The following is a 23999-nucleotide window of genomic DNA, read 5'->3' as shown; positions in this document are numbered from 1 at the left end:
AGGATAATTCAATAATACCACAGCAAATGAGAAACATCTTTATTGTTGTTTTCGCTCTTTTGTGTTTTGGCGTGAAGGCTCAGGAAACTTCATCTAATGAGGTTAAGTTTCCCGTTGCAGATCCTAGCCCGGCAGATATTGTTTATTTTCCGCTAAATGCACCGAAGGTTAAAGATGCGACTAAACCTGTTATAAAAATTGTTTACTCTCGCCCGCAGCGAAAAGGCCGTGAAATTTTTGGCGTTTTGGAGCAGTATGGAAAAGTTTGGCGTTTTGGTGCTAACGAAAATACTGAAGTTCATTTCTTTAAAAAAGTTAACATCGGCGGTAAAAAAATCAAAGCCGGAACTTACAGCTTGTTTGCGATTCCAAATAAGGATGTGTGGACAATTATTGTAAACAAGCAAACCGATAAATGGGGCGCTTTTAGTTACGATCAAACGCTTGACGTTGCCCGTGTGAATGTTCCGGTAAAAACATTATTAAAACCACTGGAGTACTTTTCATTAACTTTTACAGCGAAAAATGATGGTGCAAACTTGGTTATCGGATGGGATAAAACTCAGGTGGAATTACCGATTGCTTTTTAAAAAATATTTAGAAATACAAAAAAACCCCCGACGAAATCGGGGGTTTTTTGTTAACCAGGGCGGAAAAATTTAAACCAGCTTTTTAACAGCACTTTCGCTGCTGATAAACATTTTATACACCTGGGTGATTTTCCATTCTCCTTTTTTATCTTTTTCTATCACCACAATGTTTTGTTGATCACCATCAAAAAGCTCATAGTTAACATCTACACGGGCAATTACCAGGGCATCTGTTTCCGATATAATGGTTGAACTTACACGGCAATCTCTCTGTATAACGCCTTCATTCTTTTTAAGGTGATTTAAGATATCAGCTCCTTTATGTTTAATTACGCGAACATCGCGGTTTGAAGTGTAAATAGCCTCATCACTCAAAATGGCCTTCAGCTTTTTATAATCAGATTTTAGGTAGCTATCCATAAAATGATTGATGACTGAAACGTGGCTGGCGGTAGGTTTTTCTCCAGCAGAAATTGAATTTGTGATTATCATACCCAGTAATAAAATCACTAAAGCTTTAAGTTTCATAACTATTGATGTTTTTTTATTAAATATCAGCAAGAAATGGAAATTTAAATATGCCGATAACACCTTATTAATCAACGGAAAGAAAAAACACTGGGGACAAAAAAGCCCTTTTCATTTTATTGAAAAGGGCTAAAAAAACTAAAAATGTTTGGTTTAATATCCTGGATTTTGCTGTGGCTTTAATACGGGATTTGCATCCAGTTCCAACTGCGGAAGAGGAGAAACCAGCTTATTATCGCCTGATGGCAAATTCACAATTTTCCAATGGATGGTAGAACCAGTTCGGTTTACCCCTTTATTTGTACGTAAAAGATCGAAAAACTTATGCCCTTCGCCGTAAAGCTCTTTATTGCGTTCAGTTAAAATCTCTTCAATTAAGGCATTTCCGGTGTTTGCCGAAACAGCTGTAGCTACACCAGCACGTTGTTGAATGGCTAATAATGCTTGTTTTGCTGCTGGCTCATTGCTCAATCTCGCTTCTGCTTCTGCTTCAATTAAATACATTTCAGCCGATCGAATTAACACCTGGTTATTGGCGTTAGTTGTTGTAAAATCGAATTTATTAATTAGATAACCTTCTCCTCGCCTTCTGTAAGCACCGGTGCTTGCCGCAGCAGTTGGACTACTTTTCACCAGGAATTGTTTTTTACGTTCGTCGTTAGCGGCAAAGGAGTTGAAAAAATCATCTGTTACCCTGAAACTTGAGTAACCTACATCGTAAGGATCATAAAATGACGACACGGCTAAGAAGCCCTGATTATCATCTGTTCTTACGTTGATGGCGTAAATCCACTCAGAAGATGGATTGCTGAAACCTGTTAACAAAGCCGAAGCAGCACTTAAAGGCTTAGCTGCTCTTGCCAATTTGGCATATCTGCTTGCTTCAGCCCAGTTGCCCATATTTAAGTAAACCCTTGCTAAAATGCCTTGAATCGCTGGAACACTCATCCTATAAATGCTTGTTCTGCCTGCAGTTGGCAGATTCGTTTCTGCATATTTTAAATCATCAATGATAAAGGCATAAACATCTTTTACTTTATCTCTTGCAGGAGAAGTTTCATTCGGTCCTAGTGGTTTCCTCAAAATCGGCACACCTAATGCTTCAGGATTAACACTGTAAGGCTGCGCAAACCAACGCACTAACCAAAAGTATGTGTAAGCCCTTAAAGCCCGGGCTTCTGCTAAATATTCTGTCTTTAATGCATCACTAATTGGAGCAGCCGGAATATTTTCTACAAATTGATTGGCATTTGAAACCACTTTGTAGCTGTACTGCCACCAGGCATAAACATCTGCATTGTTTACTGTTTCTATAAACTGGTACTGGTTTACAAATCGCCCATAGTTTCCAGATCCGCTGACAACCATTACATCGTTACCTTTTACATCGGCACTTAAAATCATGTTGTTGGTATAACCAGAAAACGTTGTTAAATCGTAAATACCCGTCATTGCGGCCTGTATTTTTGCCGGCGAAGAAAACGCATCTTTTGCATTAATTTGCTGCGTAGGCGTAACTTCTAAAAATTCCTTTTTACAAGATGTAGCACCCACAAGGAGTAACATTACACCGGTATAAAGTGCAGTTTTATATGTTTGTAAATTTCTCATTATTAATCAATTAAAATGTAACATTAAGACCTAGCGTAAACGTTTTAACATTTGGGATATCGTTATCCGTTAAACCAGTTATCGCTGATTCCGGATCCATTCCTTTGTGTTTAGCAATGGTAAACGGGTTTTCTGCCATGAAGTATAACCTTACGTTAGATAAGTGAATCGCATTTAACCAATCTTTTTTAACAGTATAACCCAAACCAATATTTTTAATTCTCATGTAAGATCCATCGTACAAGAAACGGGTAGATTGGTTGTTTCCTAAATCGGTGTTATTGATTACGAAACGGGGCACATCAGTAACATCACCAGGTTTTTGCCATTGGTTGTAAGTATCAACTGATAGTTGTTTACCTACCGATCCGCCGTTGTGCATTAAGTTTCCGTACAACGTATCATAAATTTTTCCACCTGTAGAGAAATAGGTGAAAATGTTCAAGTCGAACTGCTTATACCTGAAGGTATTGTTGAAACCCCCTGTAAATTTTGGCAATGATGAACCAAAACCATCATATCTGGTTGCGGTAGACCAGGTTTTAGTGGTAATCTTATTGCCAGTTGCCGGATCATCCATATACCACATCGGTCTGCCATCAGCCGGATCTACACCTGCATATTCACGCAAATACCATTGATACCTGTCGCTACCTACTTTCCATCTTTTGGTTCCATCAATAACCTCATTTTGAGTCATCTTATTGATTTTGTTTTTGTTTGAAGTGATGTTGAAGGAAACATTCCAATCGAAATCTTTTGTTTTAATTGGATTTCCATTTAACAATAACTCCACACCATAGTTATCCATCGACGCCAGGTTGGTTGACAATCCATCGAAACCAGTCAAACGAGACAATGGCTGATCAAACAGGATTCCCTCTGATCCACGTTTATAATATGAAACTTCACCGCTCAATCTTCCTTTAAATAAAGCGAATTCTAACCCTACATCAAGGGTTGAATTTTGCTCCCATTGCAAATCGGGATTAGCCAATTGAACATAATTTATACCTGATTGACCTTCATAGTTTTTACCTAAACCATACAGGCCCTGTGCTGCATAACGATCAATTCTATCGTTTCCAGAAGTACCATAGCTGGCCCTCAATTTCAATTCATCAATCCAGTCTGCATTTTTCAAGAAATCTTCCTTGCCGATGCGCCATGCACCACCTACTGAGTAAAATGTACCATATTTTTTATCTGCTCCGAAAACCGAAGAACCATCTCTTCTTAAACTTCCTGATAAATAGTATTTGGTATTGTAGTTATATTCTAAACGTGAAAAGTAAGATGATAATCGTTTTTGAGTATAATAAGATTGCGTTGAGTTTGGCGTTGATGCCGCAATAAGCTCGTCAGTACCGGCAAAAGGAAAACCTGTTGCCTGAGCATAAATATAATCTTGCTTGGTTCTGAATGCTTCCTGACCCAACAATACATTGAAACTATGTTGATTAAAGGTTTTGTTATAAGTTAATGTATTTTGAAAGGTTAGGGTAATATCTTCTCTTGTATAACGATAAGCACGACCTCTAACACTTACACCATCACCATGCTCGGTATTATAGAACTGGCGTTCACGGTTATTGATGTAATCAACTGCAAGCATACTTTTTGCAGTAAAATCTTTCAAAAATTTAACCTCAGCAAAAGGACTCGTAATTACCCTTGATGTTTTAGTATTATATTCGTTTAGTTTAGATAAACCAACCGGATTAAAATCGGGCGTAACTGGGTTGATGTAGTTGTAAACCGGGTTTCCATTAGCATCCGACACAACATTTCCATTTGCATCTCTTACATAAAGCGGATAAATATTGGCCGTTTGGTCTGCAAAGTTTACCGGGTTGTCAGATCCTGTACTTCCAGCTGGCGTGTTTTGTTCTGTACGCGATAAACTGTTATTAATTCCAATTTTCAAGAAATCCGTAACATCGGTATTGATGTTAAATTTGCTCGAATAACGGTTAAAATCTGACCGGATTACAATACCATTTTGTTCGAAGTATCCGCCTGAAATAAAGAATTTTGTTTTTTCATTTCCTCCGCTGGCCGATAGATCGATGTTTTTGGTAACGCCTCTACGCAAAACTTCATCACGCCAATTTGTATCATAAAGTAACGCCGCACCATTCGCTAATACACCATTTGCTGCGTAAGGGTTTGTTGTATTGTATGGATTTACAACCAATTTAGCATTAGTTAAACCGTTTGCAGCAGTGGCCGCTGCATCAGGAGTTAAACCAGCAGCTAAACGTTGCGCATAATAAACATCCCAGTAGGTTTTATAATATTGTGAGGCATTCATCACTTCGTGTTTATCAACTGCCTGATAAGAATAGCCTCCACTAGAAGTTACGCTCAATTTAGTCTGGCCAGCTTTACCTTGTTTGGTCGTAATCAACACCACACCGTTTGCCGCCCTTGAGCCGTAAATTGCTGCTGCCGTTGCATCTTTCAATACCGTAATAGAGGCAATATCATTTGGATTGATGGATGAAAGCACATCAGAGCTCTGGGCTACAGAACTTAAATCACCATTGGTAATTGCAATCCCATCTACCACATAAAGCGGTGTACTTGAAGCAGAAAACGAACCAACACCACGGATTCTTACGGTAGAGGTAGCCCCTGGCTGACCTGAAACACTCGTTACCTGAACGCCTGCAGCAGCACCTTGCAATGCTTTTTCAAAAGAGGTTACCGGACGATTCTCCAAAACTTCACTCTTTATTACTGCTGCCGAACCGGTAAAGTTTTCTTTCTTTACGGATCCATAGCCAATAATCATCACATCCTGTAAATTTTTAGCCGATGAAACCAAGCGGATATTTAAATTGCTTCCTGTTATTTTAACCTCCTGTTCGGTGTAGCCTACATAACTCAATACCAATGCCTGTGCATCAGCAGGTGTAGAAATGCTAAAGGTACCTTCGCTAGTAGTTTGCGTAACTTGTGTTGCGCCTTTTACTTTGATGGATACACCAGGTAGCGGTAAGCCATCGTCGGCATCAACTACTTTTCCGGTTATCGTTTTATTTTGTGCTAGCGCATTAAAATAAGCCAAAACCGTTATCACTAAAATTAATAGTAATTTTTGTTTCATGTTCTGAATTGAAATTGTTAGTAAATAATTAGTTTGTTGGTTTTTAGCTGAGACAGAATAAACCAAATCAATACGCAAATTACCAGTATCGCAAAAAATAAAATATGCGAAAAGCACCAATTTTAAAACGGAAAAGCCTATAAAGCAAAAAAGCAAACTCCAATCCTGGCAGTTCGCTTTTTTAATCATTATTAACCTATTCAGGAAAACTTCTACAAAATTTATCCTGAAAGAACTTCAAAAATAGTATTCAATACATGTTTAAAATATGCAGAAATCACTATTTTAATCTTTAATTCAACCTACTTTTCTTGTATTTTAAAGGTGTAATGTTGAAGGTATTTTTAAATAATCTGATAAAAGAACTTGGACATTCAAAGCCAACCAATCCCACAATTTCTGTTAGTGAATAAGATGTGGTTTGCAATAGGTTTTTGGCCCTGTTTAATCTCAGTTGGATCAGAAACTGATATGGGCTAATTTCATAAGCTTCCTTAAATGTGCGCAATAAGTGATTTACCGATAAACAGGCATGATCTGCAATGGCCTCTAAAGTGATGGCTTGGTTGTAATTGCTATTGATATATTCTTTTGCAAGCGTTAATCGCCTAAGTACTTCCTCTCTTGTTTTTGTTTTCGAAAACGAGAGTCGATCAATTTTTTGTACAATTTCTTTATGATATATTTTATAGTAGTTAAGTAAGCAATGGTGCATGTATTGATTAATCAGCATTTCATTGTCCAAACCTTTGTCTAGCTGTTTCTTTAAATGAAGCATGTTGTACTTTATATCACCCTCAAAAGGGTATAGTGATTCAATAAAAATCGGCTTGTTACTTATGGGTTGGCCATCGAGCAAGATGTCGTCGCTGCTCAAAATGGTATTATGAAAATCGTTGATAAAAGTTTTACCAAAAGAAACCGTCAAAGTTTCAACTGGTGTAATGGAGTCTATTTTAGAGTGATAGTGGGTGCCTTCATTAAAAACCGCAAAACTATCAGGGTAAATACTCAACTTTCGTTTGTTGATTTCGCAATTTTCAGCGCCACTAAACACAAATTTTATAGTGTAATCACTATTGAGCTCATCATGCGCAGATTCGCGTGTATGTTCACTAACAATTTTGTTTTTGTTGCTTAGCTCTCTAACGTATTTCATGGTCTTTGCTGTTAATCTTCTGTGTAGTTCCTGTACTCTAAAATGATGTACTCATTCCCGTAGGGATCTGAAAATGTAGCACTTAAACCTTCATTTAAATAAACTGGCATTCTGGAAAACTCGATACCATTCGCTTTTAGCTTACAATAATCCTCCAACAAATCAGTTGTTGGTATCAACACCTTGGCAGTTTGATAATCATGCTTTTGTTCTGAAAGGAAAATACTGGTGTAATGGTCTGGTTTTACCAGAATACATTTTTCTTGTTCTGATAAAAAAGTTTGCTCCGTATCCATTCCTAAACGATTCTGAAAAAAATCATTTGCTTCGGCAAGCTGGGCTACCTGTACATAGTAAAACTTAGCAGAACGGTTCATAAATAATCCTGTTTGATAGTTGTAAAATTAAACTGAAAATGAACCTGAAGAATCACCCAAAAAGGGTGGTTTTCGCATTATTTTTCCAAGAAAGATTGTTATGGCTAGATAAACCGGTTTTCTTTGGCTGTTTTTATGGCGTCAGCCTTTGAATTTACATCGAGTTTGATGTAAATATTCTTAACATGGCTTCTTACGGTTTCCTGATCGATGAAAAGATCATTAGCAATTTGCGATTTTGTTTGACCATTTGCAATCCGATCTAAAATCTCTGTTTCGCGTTTGGTTAGCGGTGAATTTAAATTTTTCTGAAACGAATGCATCACGATTCTGGCTACATTTGTACTCATTGCACCACCTCCGGTGCTTACTTCGCGTATGGCATCAATAATTTTTGAAGAAGTTGAATTTTTAGTTAAATAGCCTCCGGCACCCAGTGTTAAAGCTTCAAAAACCAATTCCGGCGAATCGAAAACCGTTAAAATAATGATGTTTGTTTGCGGCAGCATTTTTTTTATAAAAGGCAAAGCCTGTAGTCCACTGGTTCCTGGCATTTGTATATCAAGCAAAATCACATCCGGACGATCTTGCTCCAGGTGTTTCTTTGCCAGATCGTATGAGGCATAGGAACTAATTACCGAAAAGTCGTTTACATCTGATAATAAAGATTCATATCCCATTCTCAAAATATCATCATCCTCAATTAAACTTATCCGTAAATTTTTGTTCATTTTATATTCATTTATTCTAAGACGCTATAAAACCTAATTTGTGACAGGGATTTTGGTAGAAATTGTAGAGGTGGTTCCTTTTCCTCTACTTGAAGAGATTTGGAATGTAGATTTAATTCTTTTACAGCGGGTTTTAATATTATTTAAACCCCTACCTATTTGTACTGCCCCCAAATCAAATCCATCGCCGTCATCACTTGTTAGAATTGTAATGGTTTGATTTTCTGAGGCCATGACCATAACGACTACTTTTTTTGCGTTCGCATGCTTTAAAATGTTGTTTAACGTCTCTTTAAAAATCAGCGTAAGGTTTCTATTAAATTCCATGGATAACTGTAGTTTCCGATATTTTGGCAATATGCCCTCCATCTGAAAATCGATGCCAGTGTTTTGAAATAAATCAATCCCGAAATTTTTAATGTGGATTAAAATTTCGAAAAGATTGTCGCTTTGTGGATCGAGTGCCCAAAGGATATCTTTTGTACCCGTGTAAAGCAAGCCTGCATTTTCTTTAATCAACCTCACCAGTTCTTTCTGTTCCTTTTCATCAGCATTAACCTTTTTATCCAGCATTTCAGACAGTACATTAATTCGGGTTAGCTTATTGCCTATGTCATCATGGAAATCTTCGGCAGTTTGCTTGCGTATTTTTTCCTGCTCTTTAATTTTAATCCTTTCCAACTGGTGTTTTTTTCTTTCCCGTGTTTTGAAAATGAAATAAAATATGAGCCAAATCAAAAAGATAATAATTAAGATAGCAGTAGCCTTAAACCAGATGGTATCATAAAAAGGCGGAATAATGGTAAAACTAAACTGTTCAATATTTGATTTTTCTCCATTTGCTATTGCGTACACCTGAAAAGTGTAACGCCCTGGCCTGATGGTTGAATATTCAATTTCCGTATTGGGAACAGGCTTGCTGAACTCATTATCTACCCCAACGAGTTTGTAGCGATACAAAACATCTGATGGATTAGTCAGAAAAACACCTTTAAAAGAAATGGAAAGATGGTTTTGGCTATAATCCAGCTTATGGAACTGATCTCTGTTTTTGTTCAAATCTACACTGACATCTTTCGTTCTATCGTTCCTGTCAAAAACAGTTACCTCCTGAATGTGAATAAAAGGACTTTGTTTGTTTTTGCTGGACGGTGATGTTTTGCACTGAATTAAGCCTGTTATTGTTCCAACTAGGATATTGTTTTTATAGTTGATAATGGCATTTTGATTACACTCAACAATTAGAGGCTGATCTTTAAAAACCTCGTATTGTTTACTTTTTGGATTAAATTTTAATTTGTTTATTCCTCTGCCGGTACCCACCCACAAATTGTTTTTATTATCGATGGCTATGCTATAAATATCGTTCGAATTTAGTCCATCGGTTACTGCATATCGTTTAACTGCTTTATTTTTTAAGTTCCAGGATACCAAGCCATCACCTAGCGTTGCAAAAAGCAAATAATCACCATGTTTTACTATGCCTAGTACAAATGTGCCTGTCAACATGCTGACTTTGAAACTTTTATCAACCTTCTTGTTTTTGATTAAACTAACACCGGTAGATGTACCAAGCAACACGCTATCTTTACTAAGCGGGTACACACAAGAGGAATAGCCATCAAAACCAGTTACTTTCTCCGTTTTACCATCTTTTAAATAGGTTGCTGTTGCAGGTCCGTTAATCCAAATACCACCTGCTTCATCTTCTACAATTGAGCTATTATCTAGTCTTTCGGGTTTTAAAATTTGCTGGAAAGTTTTGCCATTGTATTTCCAAACGCCATTTGCCGAAACCGAAATCCATATATTTTTGGCTTTGTCTGCATAAACAAAGAATATTTTTTTATCCTTAAATGCAGGATGACTGATGTTTTCAACGTCGTTTCCATTGTATTTGAAAACGCCCTTGTTAAAGGTACCGATCCACAGGTGATCCAAGTTATCAGCCGCTAATCCACTGATGGGATACGTAAGGTCCTGGCCCTTGTATTTATGATAGCGGATATAGGCGTCACCTTCATATTTGAAAATTCCATCGCTGAAACACGAAACCCAAATGTTATTTTCAGCGTCATTGAAAATGGCATCTACCTGATTATCACTCAGCCCGTTTTCTTCGTTAAATTTAATGATTGAACCATTTTTATTAACCATAAATGCCCCTTTATCCGAGCCAATCCAGATATTTCCACGACCATCCTGTTCAATGGAATAATAGCTTTCAGTTTGGGCGCCTTCAAAAAAAGGTTTAACCTTTCCTTTTTCCAACACAAAAACATTGTTGCGATAGGTTAATAAATAAATCTTGTTTTTTACCGCTTTATCAAATAGGACTTTTTTTAAGGGGTAGTGTTTTATCTCCTCTGGAAGACGCTGAAATAAGGTCCATTTCCGCCCATCTAATTTATAAATTCCATCCTCATAAACTGATGCGTATAGTTCCGCATCCCCGCTTTTATTTAAGGCGGTTATAGATTTATTGGCAATAGAATGGAAAATTAACTTTCCTTTTTCAATCGTAAAAAGCTTTCCTTTTGTTAAACCCCAAACAATACCTTTTTTATCCTTATTTAAATGTGAAACGCTTCCGCCGGTATATAAGGTGGCTATTTTGCCTTTATTGAGGGTATTAATACCAGCCTCTGTACCAAAAAACATTTGCCCTTCATCACTTTCTACAATACTATTTATCGAATTGGAATTCAGCCCCTCTGCCTTGCTGTATGAAGTGAAGTTCTTGCCGTCAAAATTGCTTACTCCTCCAAAAGTTCCCAGCCAAAGTGTTCTGTCTTTTGCCTGATAAATAGCCATCACCTGCGATTGCGGTAAACCATCTTTCAAATTATAGTTGGTAAAATTGTAGCTCTGCGCAAACAGCTTTGTGCCAAAAAGCAGCAACAATGCGATGATGGATGTTACCTTAAAAACTGACGAATTATTGGCCATATTAAACAAAATAAGCATAATTCTTTTCAAAAACCATCCCCCGGATAGGGGGATATTTATCGCTCGCCACCCATGTAGGGGTCGCTGGTGGTTATTTGGCCGGTTTCTATCTTACCTGCGTAGCGGTGTTTGAAAATCGAATTTTCAGTTTCTGTGATGCTGAAATCATACCAATTTGCATTTTTAGAGAGTTTTACCACAACGTTGGTTAGCTGTTTTGGTTTGAGGCTCAAACGTTGAACAGATGCATTAAACTTGTTATCTACAATTTGAATATTTACGGGCGAAGAGCTTTTATTCGCTATTGAAAAAATCAGATTTCCGGTTAACTTTTTGGTAACCAATCCACTTTGCTCAGCCTTTGCCTTTATATTGATGTGATTTTTTTTGCTTCCTGCAAAGTGCCTGTAAAAACCATTTGGCCCCGTAATCCGAAAATCGTAAATATCATCATCGAAATCTTCAATATTAACCTTATCAATTAAAGTTTCACCCGCTTTAACGCCATAAGCCCAAACTTTGCCTTTAACACCTTTAAAACTGGCAATGGTATTCATGGTAAAAGGTGCGCCAACGGTTTCAGTTTCATTTCCAAAAAGCGTTTTAACAGAAGTGAAAGAAAGTTCAATCTCATTACCGATAACAACAGCATCTACCTCGAGTTGATAAGGCAAGGCGCAGGCAGGTTTTGTTCCTTTCTCCTGCTTTGGTGCATGCACTGATGTTTCTGCTGAGAAAGCCTCGAGTTTATTGATTTTTGCTACTTCTGTTTTATTTAAGGCAGTTGGATTTACCTGAGCAGGTTTGTTTCTTGCATTTCCGATGTTGGTTACAACGGTTTCGCGTTTTAAAAACGCTGGAGATTTTATCTCTTCGCCGTTGTATGGTCGGAAGGCGGAAGTCAAATCGCCGCAAAAATTTCTTCGCCAGTCGCTGATGTTATTGCTCTTAATTGTTTTTCCAGTCTTCTTACTTAACCATTTTTCCATAAACATGAGCGAAGAAGTGTGGTCGAAAACCTGGGAATTGACAAAACCTCCTTTACTCCATGGTGATGCGATAACCATTGGAACCCGGTAACCTAAACCAATCGGACTACCCTTTCTGGCTTCAAAATCCGTAGTATAATTTATTCCTGACGAAACTTTTCCACTTGAAGGATCTTCAGGATTTGGCACCACAAATGGTGGTTGATGATCGAAATAACCATCGTTTTCATCGTAGGTTAATACGAAAATTGTTTTTTTCCAAACTTCCGGGTTCTTGGTTAAAATATCCAAGGCCTCGCTCACATACCAGGTTCCGTACAATGGCGAGCTGGTATGATCGGAAAACTTTTGTGGTGCCACCAACCAGGAAACTGTGGGAAGTTTACCTGCATCTACATCCTTTCGGAACTGATGAAAGATATCGCCCTTTGGAATATTAATGGTTTCAGACTTTCCTTCATCATTTGTAAACGTAAATGGCGCTAATGCTAAATAATCCTTTTCGCTGATATTGGTTTGAAAAGCTTTATCAATAAGGTTTTTTTCCCGTTGGGATAACTGATCGTATTTCGCCTGAACTTCGGCCGGAGTTAAAGGAGGTTTTACTGTATTGTCGCCGTTTTTTCTAAAATAAGCGGAGAGCTTAACATTATGCCTGGTTACATATTCAACAGGATTATCGCCATAGTTCCCTAACCAGTCATCAATTTCGCCTTCAGGAAGTTTTGAGGTCCACAGTTCGTTCTGATAAATACGCCAATCAACGCCATTGTCTTCCAGTGTTTCCTGAAAAGTCGGCCAATCTACAAAAACATTATTTTGAGATTCTGCCTGATCATTATTCACTACAGCAACTTTATTCAGGCTTTTTTCACCCCTCACCGTTCCGGTAAAAAAGAATAACCGATTTGGTGTGGTGCCGGTTAACGAAGAGCAGAAATGTTGGTCGCAAATGGTAAATGCATCTGCTAAAGCGTAATAAAAAGGCATATCATTCCGATCGTAATAAGATAAGGTCATTGGTGCTTTGGCGGGAAGCCATTTATCATATTTGCCTCCATTTCTGGCTGCAACCTGATCATTCCAAGAGTGCGGCAAACCACCCTGCCAGGTAATTTTGGTTTTGTTGATATCAACATGAAATGGCGCATAAGTATATCCCTGCCCATCTTTTTGCAACCAAACTTTATTTCCGTCGGGTTGAATGTGAGGATGAGGATCATTAAAGCCACGAACACCTTTCATTTTACCAAACATGTGGTCAAACGATCGGTTTTCCTGCATTAGGAATACAATATGTTCGGCATCGTAAAAAGTAGTTCCGGGTTCGGCATCAATTGCCATTGCTTTTAAAACAGAAGCCGGTAAAGTATTGGCCAGGCTTGTAGCGCCTGTAAACAAAGCTGCTTTTCTCAGAAATTCTCTGCGTGAATCCATGTTAAGCTTTAATGAGTATTACTTTTGAAAAACCCTGACATAATCTACCTTCATCGTTGCAGGAAAGATAGCATCGTCAACTCCATTTTTTCCACCCCAATTGCCACCAACTGCCAGGTTTAAAATGACATGAAAGTTTTGATCGAAAGGCCAGTCGGCGGCTCCTTTGCCGGTATTTTTAAAAGTCAGGTATTTTTGATCATCCATAAAGAAATCAATCCGATCCTTAAACCACTCCACAGCATAAATATGGTAAGCATTGTAAGGATTGATTTTAACACCTTTACCCACCTGTGTTTTCAATACGTGATTAAATTTTTCAGTATGAACAGTTCCGTAAACACTATCAGGTTCGTAACCTACATGTTCCATAATATCAATTTCGCCGCTTTTAGGCCAATCTCCGTATTTCCAATCGGTTGGAAGTGCCCAAATTGCCGGCCACAATCCCCTACCTTTTGGCAACATGGCCCTCACTTCTACCCTGCCGTACTTAAAATCGAATTTGTTCTTTGTTACCAAGCGGGCTGAAGTGTATTTACTATTTTCCTTGTTTGCTTTAACCGCTGTGATATTTAAATTTCCCTTTACAATTTTAGCATTTGTAGTATCTGCTTCGGTGTAATACTGCAATTCATTATTGCCCCAGCCTTTTCCACCAACATCATAACCCCAGTTTTTGCTCAGTGGCAAACCTTTATCATCAAATTCATCAGCCCATTTTAATTTCCATCCACTTTTAACAGGCGTTTTCTTTATTTCTTCGAAAGTAAGTTCTGGTTCGTTGGTGGTGATGAAATCTACGTTATGAGCCAATAGCCACTGCATTTCCGGAGCGGTGTTCACCGTCCAGGCATTAACTGTTAAACCTAGCTGGTGTGCATTTTCAATCCAACCATCCTTTTGGTAAACGCTGTAATGGTAATCTACACCCGTTAATTTATCGGCTTTTAATTGCGCTGCGCTGATTTCACCCCGTAAATAAGCAACTTTAGCTTTCGGTAAAACCTCTAAAATACGTTTGCAATAATCATAATCGAAGCTGATGTATTCCGTCCAGTCTAAAACACCAACCTTTTTAACCATATCGATACAGGCATTGGTAAGTTCGATACCGCGTTCTTTGCTAATTAGTGATGGTTTTATTTCTAAGATGAGTTTGGTTGTTTTTTGCTTTTTACCCGCTGTTAAATAGGCTTCTAACGTTGGTATTTTTTCACCGTTACTCATGGTTTTGGCAAGCAATTCTTCGTACTTAACTTTCTCAATTGTTAAACCCTGGAATTCTGCATCGTGGTTTACCACTAAAACTTTGTCTGCCGTCATCCAAACATCGAATTCAGAGCCATAGCAACCTAAACGCACTGCTTCATTTAGTGATGCGATTGAATTTTCGGGAAATTTATTTTTTTTCCATGCACCGCGATGGGCAATGACCTGGTTTTTGTTCCAGTTAAATTTTTGGGCAAATGAGCTGGTAAAAATGAATACCATACAGGTTAAAATAAGTGCTTGTTTCATATTTGGTATGATTATACAAAAAGTCAAAAGTAGATTTTTAGGAGAATACTCGCTTAAAATTTATGTAACCTTTGTATTAATAATAACAAGTTAGAGATTTTTAAATTAATATAGCGCTATTAGCTGAAGCTATAAAAGATGCCGTTGGCTGAAGCCAACGCGGCAATAAGTTTGAAAGCAATGTATATTCAATAAATGCTGATTTAGCTGCCAGTTTTATATCGACCATTTTTTAGCTTTGGCCAAAAAGCGCCAATCTTTGTTTAATAAACCCGATTGTAGCGAAAACCAAAAGCTTTTTCTGCTTTTGTTGTAGCAAAAAGCGGGACAGAAAACCGCCATGGAATACCAAACATTGTTTTCCAAATCATAATTTTCGCTTTTGAATAAACTATTTGAAATAAACACGTTACCTTAAGGAGGTTTCTTTAAATTGCTGAGAACAATTTTTACATTTACGTTGATATGGTGAGCAATAATTACAACGATTTGTTGAGGAAGATAGATGAGTTTATCCGTAAATTTTATTTAAATAAGATTTTGCGGGGCGCCATTTATGCCGCTGCAATACTGCTTGCGCTATATTTGCTTGTATTTTTAAGCTTGTATTATCTGAATCCAACAGCCGGGTTTAAAACCTTCATCTTCTTCGCTTATTTGTTGCTGGGTTTATTTTTAATTGGTTTCCTAATCATTAAACCATTGCTTTCGATGCTGAAACTGGGCAAACATTTGTCTTTCGATGAGGCTTCAGTAATTATTGGCAACCATTTTACCGATATTAAGGATAAGCTTTTAAACACACTGCAACTGCATCAGCTTTCTGAAAATCTGCCGGAAAATAACCGCCTGATTCTGGCCAGTATTGACCAAAAGATTATGGAACTGAAGCCCGTTCCGTTTTACACCGCGGTCCGGATCAATGATAATCGTAAATATTTAAAATATCTGTTTATTCCGCTTTCAATCATCCTGCTCATTGCCGTTATTGCTCCTGCCATTTTGCGTGAGGGAACATCTAGCTTTTTAAAATATGATGAATACATTGCCCCTAAAGCGCCGTTTAGTTTTACCCTGCTAAATAAAAATTTAACGGTTACGCAGGGCGATGATTTAACCATTAACCTGAAATTAGCTGGCGATGAATTACCTGCTGAAGTTTATGTAGAAGATGGAAAAAACACCTATAAACTGGAAAAAGAAAACATCAGCCGCTTTCATTATAACATTAAAAATATTCAAAGTGATAAAAAACTGATTTTTAAAGGTGGCGGATTTAATTCAGCGGCTTTTACGGTTAGCGTTAAACCTCGACCGGAATTACTGAGTGCCACCGCAACTTTAAATTATCCATCTTACCTGGGCAAAAAACCAGAAGTAATTGCCAATGTTGGCGATATTCTTTTACCCGAGGGCACACGGGTGACCTGGAATTTTAAAACCGGCCAAAGTAATGTGCTGCTGTTTAATTTAAATGGAAAGGAAAATATCTTAAAAATTGAAGATAATGAAGCTGCCTTTAACGCAACAATTCGCAATCAATCTAAATACAGTATTACGCCTAAAAATGATTTTGTAACACTTAGCGATTCGCTGTCGCACCAGATTTCGGTAATTAAAGATCAGTCCCCTAGTATTCAGGTTGAGGAAAAAACTGATTCTATAAGTAACAAAGCACTATATTTTAGCGGACAGGTTTCAGATGATTATGGTTTCAGCAGATTAACTTTTAAGTATAATATCAAGGAGAACAATAAAATCATCAATACGGTAAGCCGGAACATTAGCATTAAAGCCAATGCAACAGAAAATACATTTTTCTATTTCTGGGATTTAAAAACAGCGACGGCCAAGCCAGGACAAGAAATTGAATATTATTTTGAAGTAGCTGATAATGATGGTGTTAATGGTTCTAAAATTACCCGTTCTGAGATAAAAATATTTAAACAGCCTACTAAAAAAGAAACTGCAGAACAGGTAAGTGCTAACAGCCAGGCGCTGAAGCAAAAAGTGCAATCGGCCATACGTTTAGCCAATACCATTGAAAAGGAAAGTAAAAAAGTTGCGGAAAGCCTGATTGATAAGAAACAGATTTCTTTCGAGGATAAAAAACAGATTGAGGCTTTGCTGGATAAACAAAAGCAATTGGATGAGGCAGTAAAAGAGATTCAGGCGCAAAACGATAAAAATATTCAGCAGCAGGAAGATCAAAAACAGACAGAGGAGCTTTTAGAAAAACAAAAGCAGATTAAAGATTTGTTTGACAATGTGCTGGATGACAAAACCAAGGAGCTTTTGCAGAAATTGCAAAACCTGATGAATGAGAAAAATAAAGACCAAACGCAAAACGAGCTTTCCAAAATGCAATTGGATAATAAAACCCTCAAAAATGAGCTCGATAGAATTTTAGAGCTTTACAAACAGCTCGAATTTGAGCAGAATTTACAAAATGATATCGACCGTTTAAATGAATTGGCGAAGGAGCAAAAAGAGCTTAGCAAGGAAACCGCTGGTAAAAAACAGGATAACGAATCGCTTAAACAAAAGCAGGATGACTTGAATAAGGAAATGAAGGATTTAAAGGATGATTTAAAGAAGCTGGAAGAGAAAAACCAGGCTTTGGAAAAACCTAATCCATTTGAAAACCCGGAAAAAGATGTGCAGGATATCCAGAAAGAACAACAAGATAGTAAAGATGCATTAGATAAAAAAGATTCGAAAGGTGCCAGTCAGAAACAGCAAAAAGCTGGCGAGCAGATGGAAAAACTTTCGAAAAAGATGACTGAAATGCAGCAACAAGGCGAAGAAATGGAGAACAACCTGAATGCCAAAGAGTTACGTAAACTTTTAGAAAACCTGCTAAATACTTCTTTTGAACAGGAAAAAGTAATGCTGACCTTGAAGAAAATGACCTCCGCCGATCCTTCATATGTAAACAACGTTCAGAAGCAAAGAGGTATTAAAGATAACTTAAAAACCATTGCTGATAGTTTATACGCTTTGAGTAAACGCGTTCCTCAAATAGAATCTACCGTTAACGAGGAAATGAATAAAATAAATTTCAACCTTGATAAAAGTTTAGAAAGCCTTGGCGAAAGGAGAACACCAGAAGCCAACCGTTATCAGCAGTTTACCATGACTTCAATTAATAATTTAAGTTTAATGCTGAGTGAAGCTTTGAATCAGTTGCAGAACATGCAAAAAAATTCGAAACCTGGTAGCGGTAAAAAGCAAAAACAAGGGATGAAACAGCTTTCGCAAATGCAGGAACAGCTGAATAAAAGTATGCAGAAGGCTCGTGAGCAAATGCAAAAATCTGGTGGTAATCAGGGAACTGTGGGTAAAGGGCAAATGAGCCAGGAGTTTGGAAAGATGGCACAACAGCAGCAAATGATTCGCCAGGCGTTGGAAAAAATAAACCGCGAAGAAAACAAAGACGGTTCCGGCAAAATGGGTAATCTTAATGAGGCCATCAAGGAAATGAAGCAAACCGAGAGTGATTTGGTTAATAAGCGTTTACAGCAGGAAACCTTAAATCGCCAAAAAGAGCTGTTAACCAAAATGTTAGAAGCAGAAAAAGCCGAACGCGATCAGGAAGAAGATTCCAAACGTGAAAGTAAAGCTGCAAAAGTGTTCCCACCATCGTACCAGAAAATGTTAGATGGTTATAAAAAACAGCAGCAAAATGGTAATGATATGTTGCAAAAATTGCCACCAAGCTTAAACTATTACTATAAAAATAAAATTGCCGAATATTTAAAATCGTTAAATATGGTGAAGTAGGTTTGCTTTTTATTTGAAATGAAGTTTCATTGTTCAGGGATAATTTGTTCTACAGTAAGGATAGAATTGCCTTTTTTACATGATTGTCATTGCGATTCAGATTCTTCGTCGGGAGAAGCAATCCTATTCGTTAAAGATAAGATTGCCGCGGTCGTGAAATAACCCTCGCAATGACGATCCGCTTTATCCACCAATCACACCAAATTTATTTCTTAAATTTGCGCCTTTAAAACACATCAAAATGCCTGCAATTTCATTTTTTACCGAATCTGTTCGTTACAATCTTCCACAAAAGTTAAAGGTTAAAAAGTGGATTAAAGCAACCATTGAAAAAGAAGGTTTCGAGCTGCAGGAATTAAATTTCATTTTCTGCAGCGATGAATATTTGCTGGGCATTAATCAGCAGTATCTAAATCACGATACTTACACCGATATCATCACTTTTGACAATTCTGATGTAGAAAAGCAAATTGTAAGTGATATTTTCATTAGCATAGAGCGTGTTAAAGAAAACGCAAAAACTTTCAAAACAAATGATTTTGATGAGGTTTGCCGCATCATGATCCACGGAACTTTACACCTACTGGGCTATAAGGATAAAGGCAAAGCAGCCAAAACCTTAATGACTCAAAAAGAAGATGAATATTTGAGTTATAGAAGCGCATCAGGCTTGATTTAATTGCCCACTTTCTGAAAAAATAATTCTTTAGGCAGTGTTGTGTCGTTCTGTTCAAACCTGCTAGTGCTTCGCAATGGTCTATTATTGTAAATCAACCTGACATAGATCTTCTCTGCAATATCCTATTATAAAACAAACTAATTTCTGATTTTAAAGGCAATCGTTAACCTATCAGTTTCCTGTTCGTCTAACAGTTTAACGGGTTGGTCGATTATTAATCTGTGCTGGTATATTCCACCGATATCTTATGCAACATTTATGGCTTATTGTAGTCATATAGAAAAAGCAAAAGATAATAATGTAAAGGTATACATATCAAGTGTACGCCTTGTAAAGATAAAGTTTAGTTTTAGTTAATGATTGAAGCAGCGGCGGAGCGATTCCAGCCGCTGTTTTGTTTATTTGTGATTTGATTGCTAAGCTACTACATTAATAAAATCACTATTCTGCCATTTTTATCTTCATAAGGCGGCTTTGCAACTACAATATAGTCAACCAATTATTTTATCCGTACTTTTGCACTAATTTTCCTTTATAAATCCGAAATACAAAAAAATTGAGCACACTAATTGCGGCAGAAGGCTTGGGTCATGGTTATCATGATGAATGGCTATTTAAGAATTTAACTTTGGGTATTAACTCTGGTCAGCGTGTGGCGTTGGTTGGAATTAATGGCGCTGGTAAGAGTACACTTTTGAAATTATTGGCAGAAAGATTCCCTCCGCTCGAAGGCAAAATTGTTAAAAATAAGGCTGTAAAAATTGGCTTCTTAGATCAGGAACCTCAATTTACCGAAGGTTTTTCAATCAGCGATCATATTTTCTCTTTAGAGAATAAGCAACAACAGTTAATTAAAGAATATGAAGAATTAATTGAAGACCCTAACCCGGATGAGAAAACGCTCAATCGTTTATACGAGGAATTAAGTGAGCATAATGCATGGGAATATGAGCATGAGATTAAAACCATTTTAAACAGAATGGGCATTACTCATTTGCAACAAAAAATATCTACACTTTCTGGTGGGCAAAAGAAACGTTTGGCTTTGGCTAAGCTTCTAATTGAGGATCCGGAAATTTTAGTGTTGGATGAGCCCACCAACCATTTGGATATTGATACCATTGAATGGCTTGAAAAGTTACTTACCACCGGGCAGAAGACAATATTATTGGTTACGCATGATCGATACTTTTTAGATAATGTTTGTAACACAATAGTAGAACTAGACCGCGGCAAAATTTTCAATTACAATGGAAATTATGCGTACTTCCTGGAAAAGAAATCTGAAAGAGAAGCTTTAGACGCTACTGTTCAACATAAGAATCAGCAGCTATTAAAGAAAGAATTGGAGTGGATGAGACGCATGCCACAGGCTCGAGCGACGAAATCTAACGCCAGGATCAATGCATTTTACGAATTAGAAGAAAAAACGAAGAAAAAGTCTGATAATCAGACGATTAACCTCCAAATGAAGATGTCTCGTCAGGGAGGTAAGATTATTGAACTTGATCACATTGCAAAGTCATTTGATGGACGTGCCATTATCAATGATTTTAGCTATACTTTCAAAAAGGGCGACCGTATTGGTTTAGCTGGTAAGAATGGTACAGGTAAATCGACGTTATTAAATATTATCACAAGTCAGCTAACACCTGATACTGGAAATGTTGATACCGGAGAAACTACAGTTTTTGGTTATTACAAACAGGGTGGTTTAACATTCGATCCTAAAGAGCGTGTAATTGATATTGTAAAATCAGACGCTGAATATATTAAAATGGCAGATGGTTCAGTAATTACTGCTTCTGCTCTATTAACACTTTTTCTCTTCCCACCAAAGAAACAACATGGCATGGTAGAGAAATTAAGCGGAGGCGAAAAAAAACGTTTGAACCTGATGAAGGTTTTAATGCAGAATCCAAACTTCCTGATATTAGATGAGCCGACAAATGATTTAGATATTGATACGTTAAATGTGCTTGAAGAATTTTTAGAAAATTTCCCAGGTATTTTAATGTTGGTTTCCCATGATCGATATCTTTTAGACAAAATGAGCGATCAGCTTTTTATCATGGAAGGTGAAGGCGTTGTTAAAATTTACAATGGTAACTATTCTGAATATCGCCTGAGTTTGGAACAGCCAAAGGTAAAAAGTGAGACCAAAAAAGTAGCTGATATTCCAATGGAACAAGTATCAGTCAAAGCTGCAAAAAAACTTAGTTTCAAAGAACAAAAGGAACTTGATGACAGTGAAAAAGGGATGGCCGATACTGAAAATAAAATAGCTGAATTAACAGAAAGCTTACTTAAAATTGATACTTCCGATTATGTAAAAATTCAAGAGGTATCAAATGAAATTGAAAAATTAAAAGTAATGCTGGATGAATATACCATGCGTTGGTTAGAACTTTCTGAGTAATTTTCATTATAATTTCATTCAGGTTTGGCCGTTATGTTTCACGTGAAACGTTTTAAGAGATAGCAACGAAACTTAGAATTAGGTTCGCAAAAATATTCTGAACAGCGTGAAAAAATATTAAAAATTACAACGATGTTCCACGTGGAACGTTATTAGAAATAAAAGAAAATGTTTTCAAAATATGATTTGATTGTTGTTGGTGCAGGTCATGCTGGATGTGAAGCCGCTGCCGCTGCTGCCAATTTAGGATCGTCTGTTTTATTAATTACAATGAATATGGGTACCATTGCCCAGATGAGTTGTAACCCTGCGATGGGTGGTGTAGCCAAAGGACAGATCGTTCGTGAGGTGGATGCAATGGGTGGTTATTCAGGTATCATATCTGATAAATCAACTATTCAGTTTAGGATGCTAAATAAGTCTAAAGGTCCTGCAATGTGGAGCCCAAGAGCCCAGATTGACAGAATGCGTTTCGCAGAGGAATGGCGCCTGGCATTAGAACGAACTCCTAATTTAGATATTTGGCAAGATAGTGTAGTCGGCCTTTTGGTAAAGGACAATACGGTTTATGGAGTCAAAACCTCACTTGGTATTGAAATCGAAAGTACAGCTGTTGTGTTAACTAATGGCACTTTCTTAAATGGCATCATGCACATTGGAGAGAAGAAATTTGGTGGCGGCAGAACAGCAGAAAGAGCATCAACTGGCATTACAGAACAACTGGTCGAATTAGGCATGGAAGCTGGTAGAATGAAGACTGGTACCCCACCCCGGGTTGATGGTAGAAGTCTCGACTATACCAAAATGGAAGAACAATGGGGAGACGAAAATCCTGGTAAATTCTCTTATACAGATACGGAAGTTTCAACAGATCAACGTTGCTGCTGGATCACTTATACAAATGGCGAGGTTCACGAAACGTTGAAGGAAGGCTTCGAAAAATCGCCGATGTTTACCGGTCGCATTAAAGGTTTAGGACCTCGTTATTGCCCATCAATAGAAGATAAAATCAATCGATTTGCAGAGCGTGATCGTCACCAAATTTTTGTAGAACCTGAAGGATGGAATACTTGCGAAATCTATGTAAATGGATTCTCAACTTCTCTTCCGGAAGATGTACAGTTTAAAGCCCTTAGGTTAATACCTGGTTTCGAGAATGCAAAAATGTTTAGACCAGGTTATGCTATTGAATACGATTTCTTCCCACCTACGCAATTATCACTTACCCTAGAAACTAAATTAATCAGCAATTTATTTTTAGCCGGACAGATCAATGGTACTACAGGTTATGAAGAAGCCGCTTGTCAAGGTTTCATGGCGGGTATTAATGCCCATCAAAAAATCAATCAAAAACATGAGCTGATTATGAAAAGATCAGATAGCTATATTGGTGTTTTAATTGATGATTTGGTTACCAAAGGAACGGAAGAACCTTATCGTATGTTCACTTCCAGAGCTGAACATCGTTTATTATTAAGACAGGATAATGCAGATATTCGCCTGTCTCCTATTGGTCATGAATTGGGTTTAATTTCTGATGAACGCTTAGCAAAAGTTAATCAGAAAGTTGCAGCTGCAGATGCATTGGTGAAATTCACTAAATCACAGGGTATTGAAATGGCAGATGCCAACCCCATGTTAGAAAGTTTAGGGTCGAGTGCATTAAATCAAAACGTTAAAATTCATAGCTTGGTAGGCAGACCACACGTTGGCTTACAAGATCTTATTAAAGTAAGTAAACTATTAGCTCATGCTACTGTAGATCTAGATAATGAAACAATAGAGCAGGCTGAAATTAAGATCAAATATGAAAGCTATTTTGAGAAAGAAAATGAAATTGTAGCCAAAATGTTGAAGATGGAAGATAAAGAAATCAAACCTGATTTTGACTACAATAAAATTGTTTCCATTTCAAAAGAAGCCCGTGAAAAATTATTTAAAATAAAACCTCGTACTTTAGGACAGGCATCAAGAATTTCTGGTGTTTCTCCGTCAGATATCTCGGTTTTAATGGTGTATATATCTAAATAACTGATAATCAATACTTTAAATAAAAAATATATCAAATCAAATAAAGCGATATAAGCCAAAAAAAATATTTTTTAATAATATCT

Annotated in this window: 14 protein-coding genes; 5 read left to right on the top strand and 9 right to left on the bottom strand. The window is 37.2% G+C overall.

The features are described from left to right. Nucleotides 1-26 precede the first annotated feature (26 nt). Entirely contained in the window at nt 27-590 is a 564-nt protein-coding gene (locus R2Q70_RS10140; RefSeq protein WP_316807487.1) for a DUF2911 domain-containing protein, read from the top strand. A 69-nt stretch (nt 591-659) separates the two neighbouring features. On the opposite strand, the gene R2Q70_RS10135 is transcribed toward R2Q70_RS10140, so the two are convergent. From R2Q70_RS10135 to R2Q70_RS10095, 9 genes are all read right to left on the bottom strand, one after another. Next, the gene (locus tag R2Q70_RS10135; protein WP_316807486.1) at nt 660-1118 is read right to left on the bottom strand and encodes a hypothetical protein; all 459 of its coding nucleotides are present in this window, start codon (nt 1116-1118) and stop codon (nt 660-662) included. A gap of 153 nt (nt 1119-1271) precedes the next feature. Then, the gene (locus tag R2Q70_RS10130) at nt 1272-2729 is read right to left on the bottom strand and encodes a RagB/SusD family nutrient uptake outer membrane protein (protein ID WP_316807485.1); all 1458 of its coding nucleotides are present in this window, start codon (nt 2727-2729) and stop codon (nt 1272-1274) included. Nucleotides 2730-2739: 10 nt separating this feature from the next. Then, the gene (locus tag R2Q70_RS10125) at nt 2740-5841 is read right to left on the bottom strand and encodes a TonB-dependent receptor (RefSeq protein WP_316807484.1); all 3102 of its coding nucleotides are present in this window, start codon (nt 5839-5841) and stop codon (nt 2740-2742) included. A 292-nt stretch (nt 5842-6133) separates the two neighbouring features. Beyond that, the gene (locus R2Q70_RS10120) at nt 6134-7000 is read right to left on the bottom strand and encodes an AraC family transcriptional regulator (protein WP_316807483.1); all 867 of its coding nucleotides are present in this window, start codon (nt 6998-7000) and stop codon (nt 6134-6136) included. A gap of 11 nt (nt 7001-7011) precedes the next feature. Continuing rightward, on the bottom strand, nt 7012-7377 hold the full coding sequence (locus R2Q70_RS10115; protein ID WP_316807482.1) for a VOC family protein: 366 nt from the start codon (nt 7375-7377) through the stop codon (nt 7012-7014). Between the two features lie 104 nt (nt 7378-7481). Further along, nucleotides 7482-8108, bottom strand: a complete 627-nt coding sequence (locus R2Q70_RS10110; protein WP_316807481.1) for a response regulator transcription factor — start codon at nt 8106-8108, stop codon at nt 7482-7484. Between the two features lie 33 nt (nt 8109-8141). Next, the gene (locus tag R2Q70_RS10105) at nt 8142-11057 is read right to left on the bottom strand and encodes a two-component regulator propeller domain-containing protein (protein WP_316807480.1); all 2916 of its coding nucleotides are present in this window, start codon (nt 11055-11057) and stop codon (nt 8142-8144) included. A gap of 56 nt (nt 11058-11113) precedes the next feature. Further along, complete coding sequence (locus R2Q70_RS10100; protein ID WP_316807479.1) at nt 11114-13483, bottom strand: phosphocholine-specific phospholipase C; 2370 nt, start codon at nt 13481-13483, stop codon at nt 11114-11116. Nucleotides 13484-13501: 18 nt separating this feature from the next. After that, complete coding sequence (locus R2Q70_RS10095) at nt 13502-15004, bottom strand: glycerophosphodiester phosphodiesterase family protein (RefSeq protein ID WP_316807478.1); 1503 nt, start codon at nt 15002-15004, stop codon at nt 13502-13504. 465 nt (nt 15005-15469) lie between these two features. On the opposite strand from R2Q70_RS10095, the gene R2Q70_RS10090 reads away from it, so the two are divergent. The 4 genes from R2Q70_RS10090 (at nt 15470) to mnmG (ending at nt 23916) form a co-directional block, all read left to right on the top strand. After that, on the top strand, nt 15470-18787 hold the full coding sequence (locus R2Q70_RS10090; RefSeq protein WP_316807477.1) for a DUF4175 family protein: 3318 nt from the start codon (nt 15470-15472) through the stop codon (nt 18785-18787). A gap of 241 nt (nt 18788-19028) precedes the next feature. Continuing rightward, nucleotides 19029-19466, top strand: a complete 438-nt coding sequence (ybeY, locus tag R2Q70_RS10085; protein WP_316807476.1) for an rRNA maturation RNase YbeY — start codon at nt 19029-19031, stop codon at nt 19464-19466. Between the two features lie 556 nt (nt 19467-20022). Then, nucleotides 20023-21885, top strand: a complete 1863-nt coding sequence (locus R2Q70_RS10080; protein ID WP_316807475.1) for an ABC-F family ATP-binding cassette domain-containing protein — start codon at nt 20023-20025, stop codon at nt 21883-21885. A gap of 168 nt (nt 21886-22053) precedes the next feature. Further along, entirely contained in the window at nt 22054-23916 is a 1863-nt protein-coding gene (gene mnmG, locus R2Q70_RS10075) for a tRNA uridine-5-carboxymethylaminomethyl(34) synthesis enzyme MnmG (RefSeq protein ID WP_316807474.1), read from the top strand. Nucleotides 23917-23999: the final 83 nt, after the last annotated feature.

It is taken from the genome of Pedobacter agri (genome assembly GCF_032678665.1).
GTDB classification, from domain to species: domain Bacteria; phylum Bacteroidota; class Bacteroidia; order Sphingobacteriales; family Sphingobacteriaceae; genus Pedobacter; species Pedobacter agri_A.
Note: the sequence above shows the minus strand (reverse complement) of the source record. Positions and strands in the feature narration are given on the sequence as shown.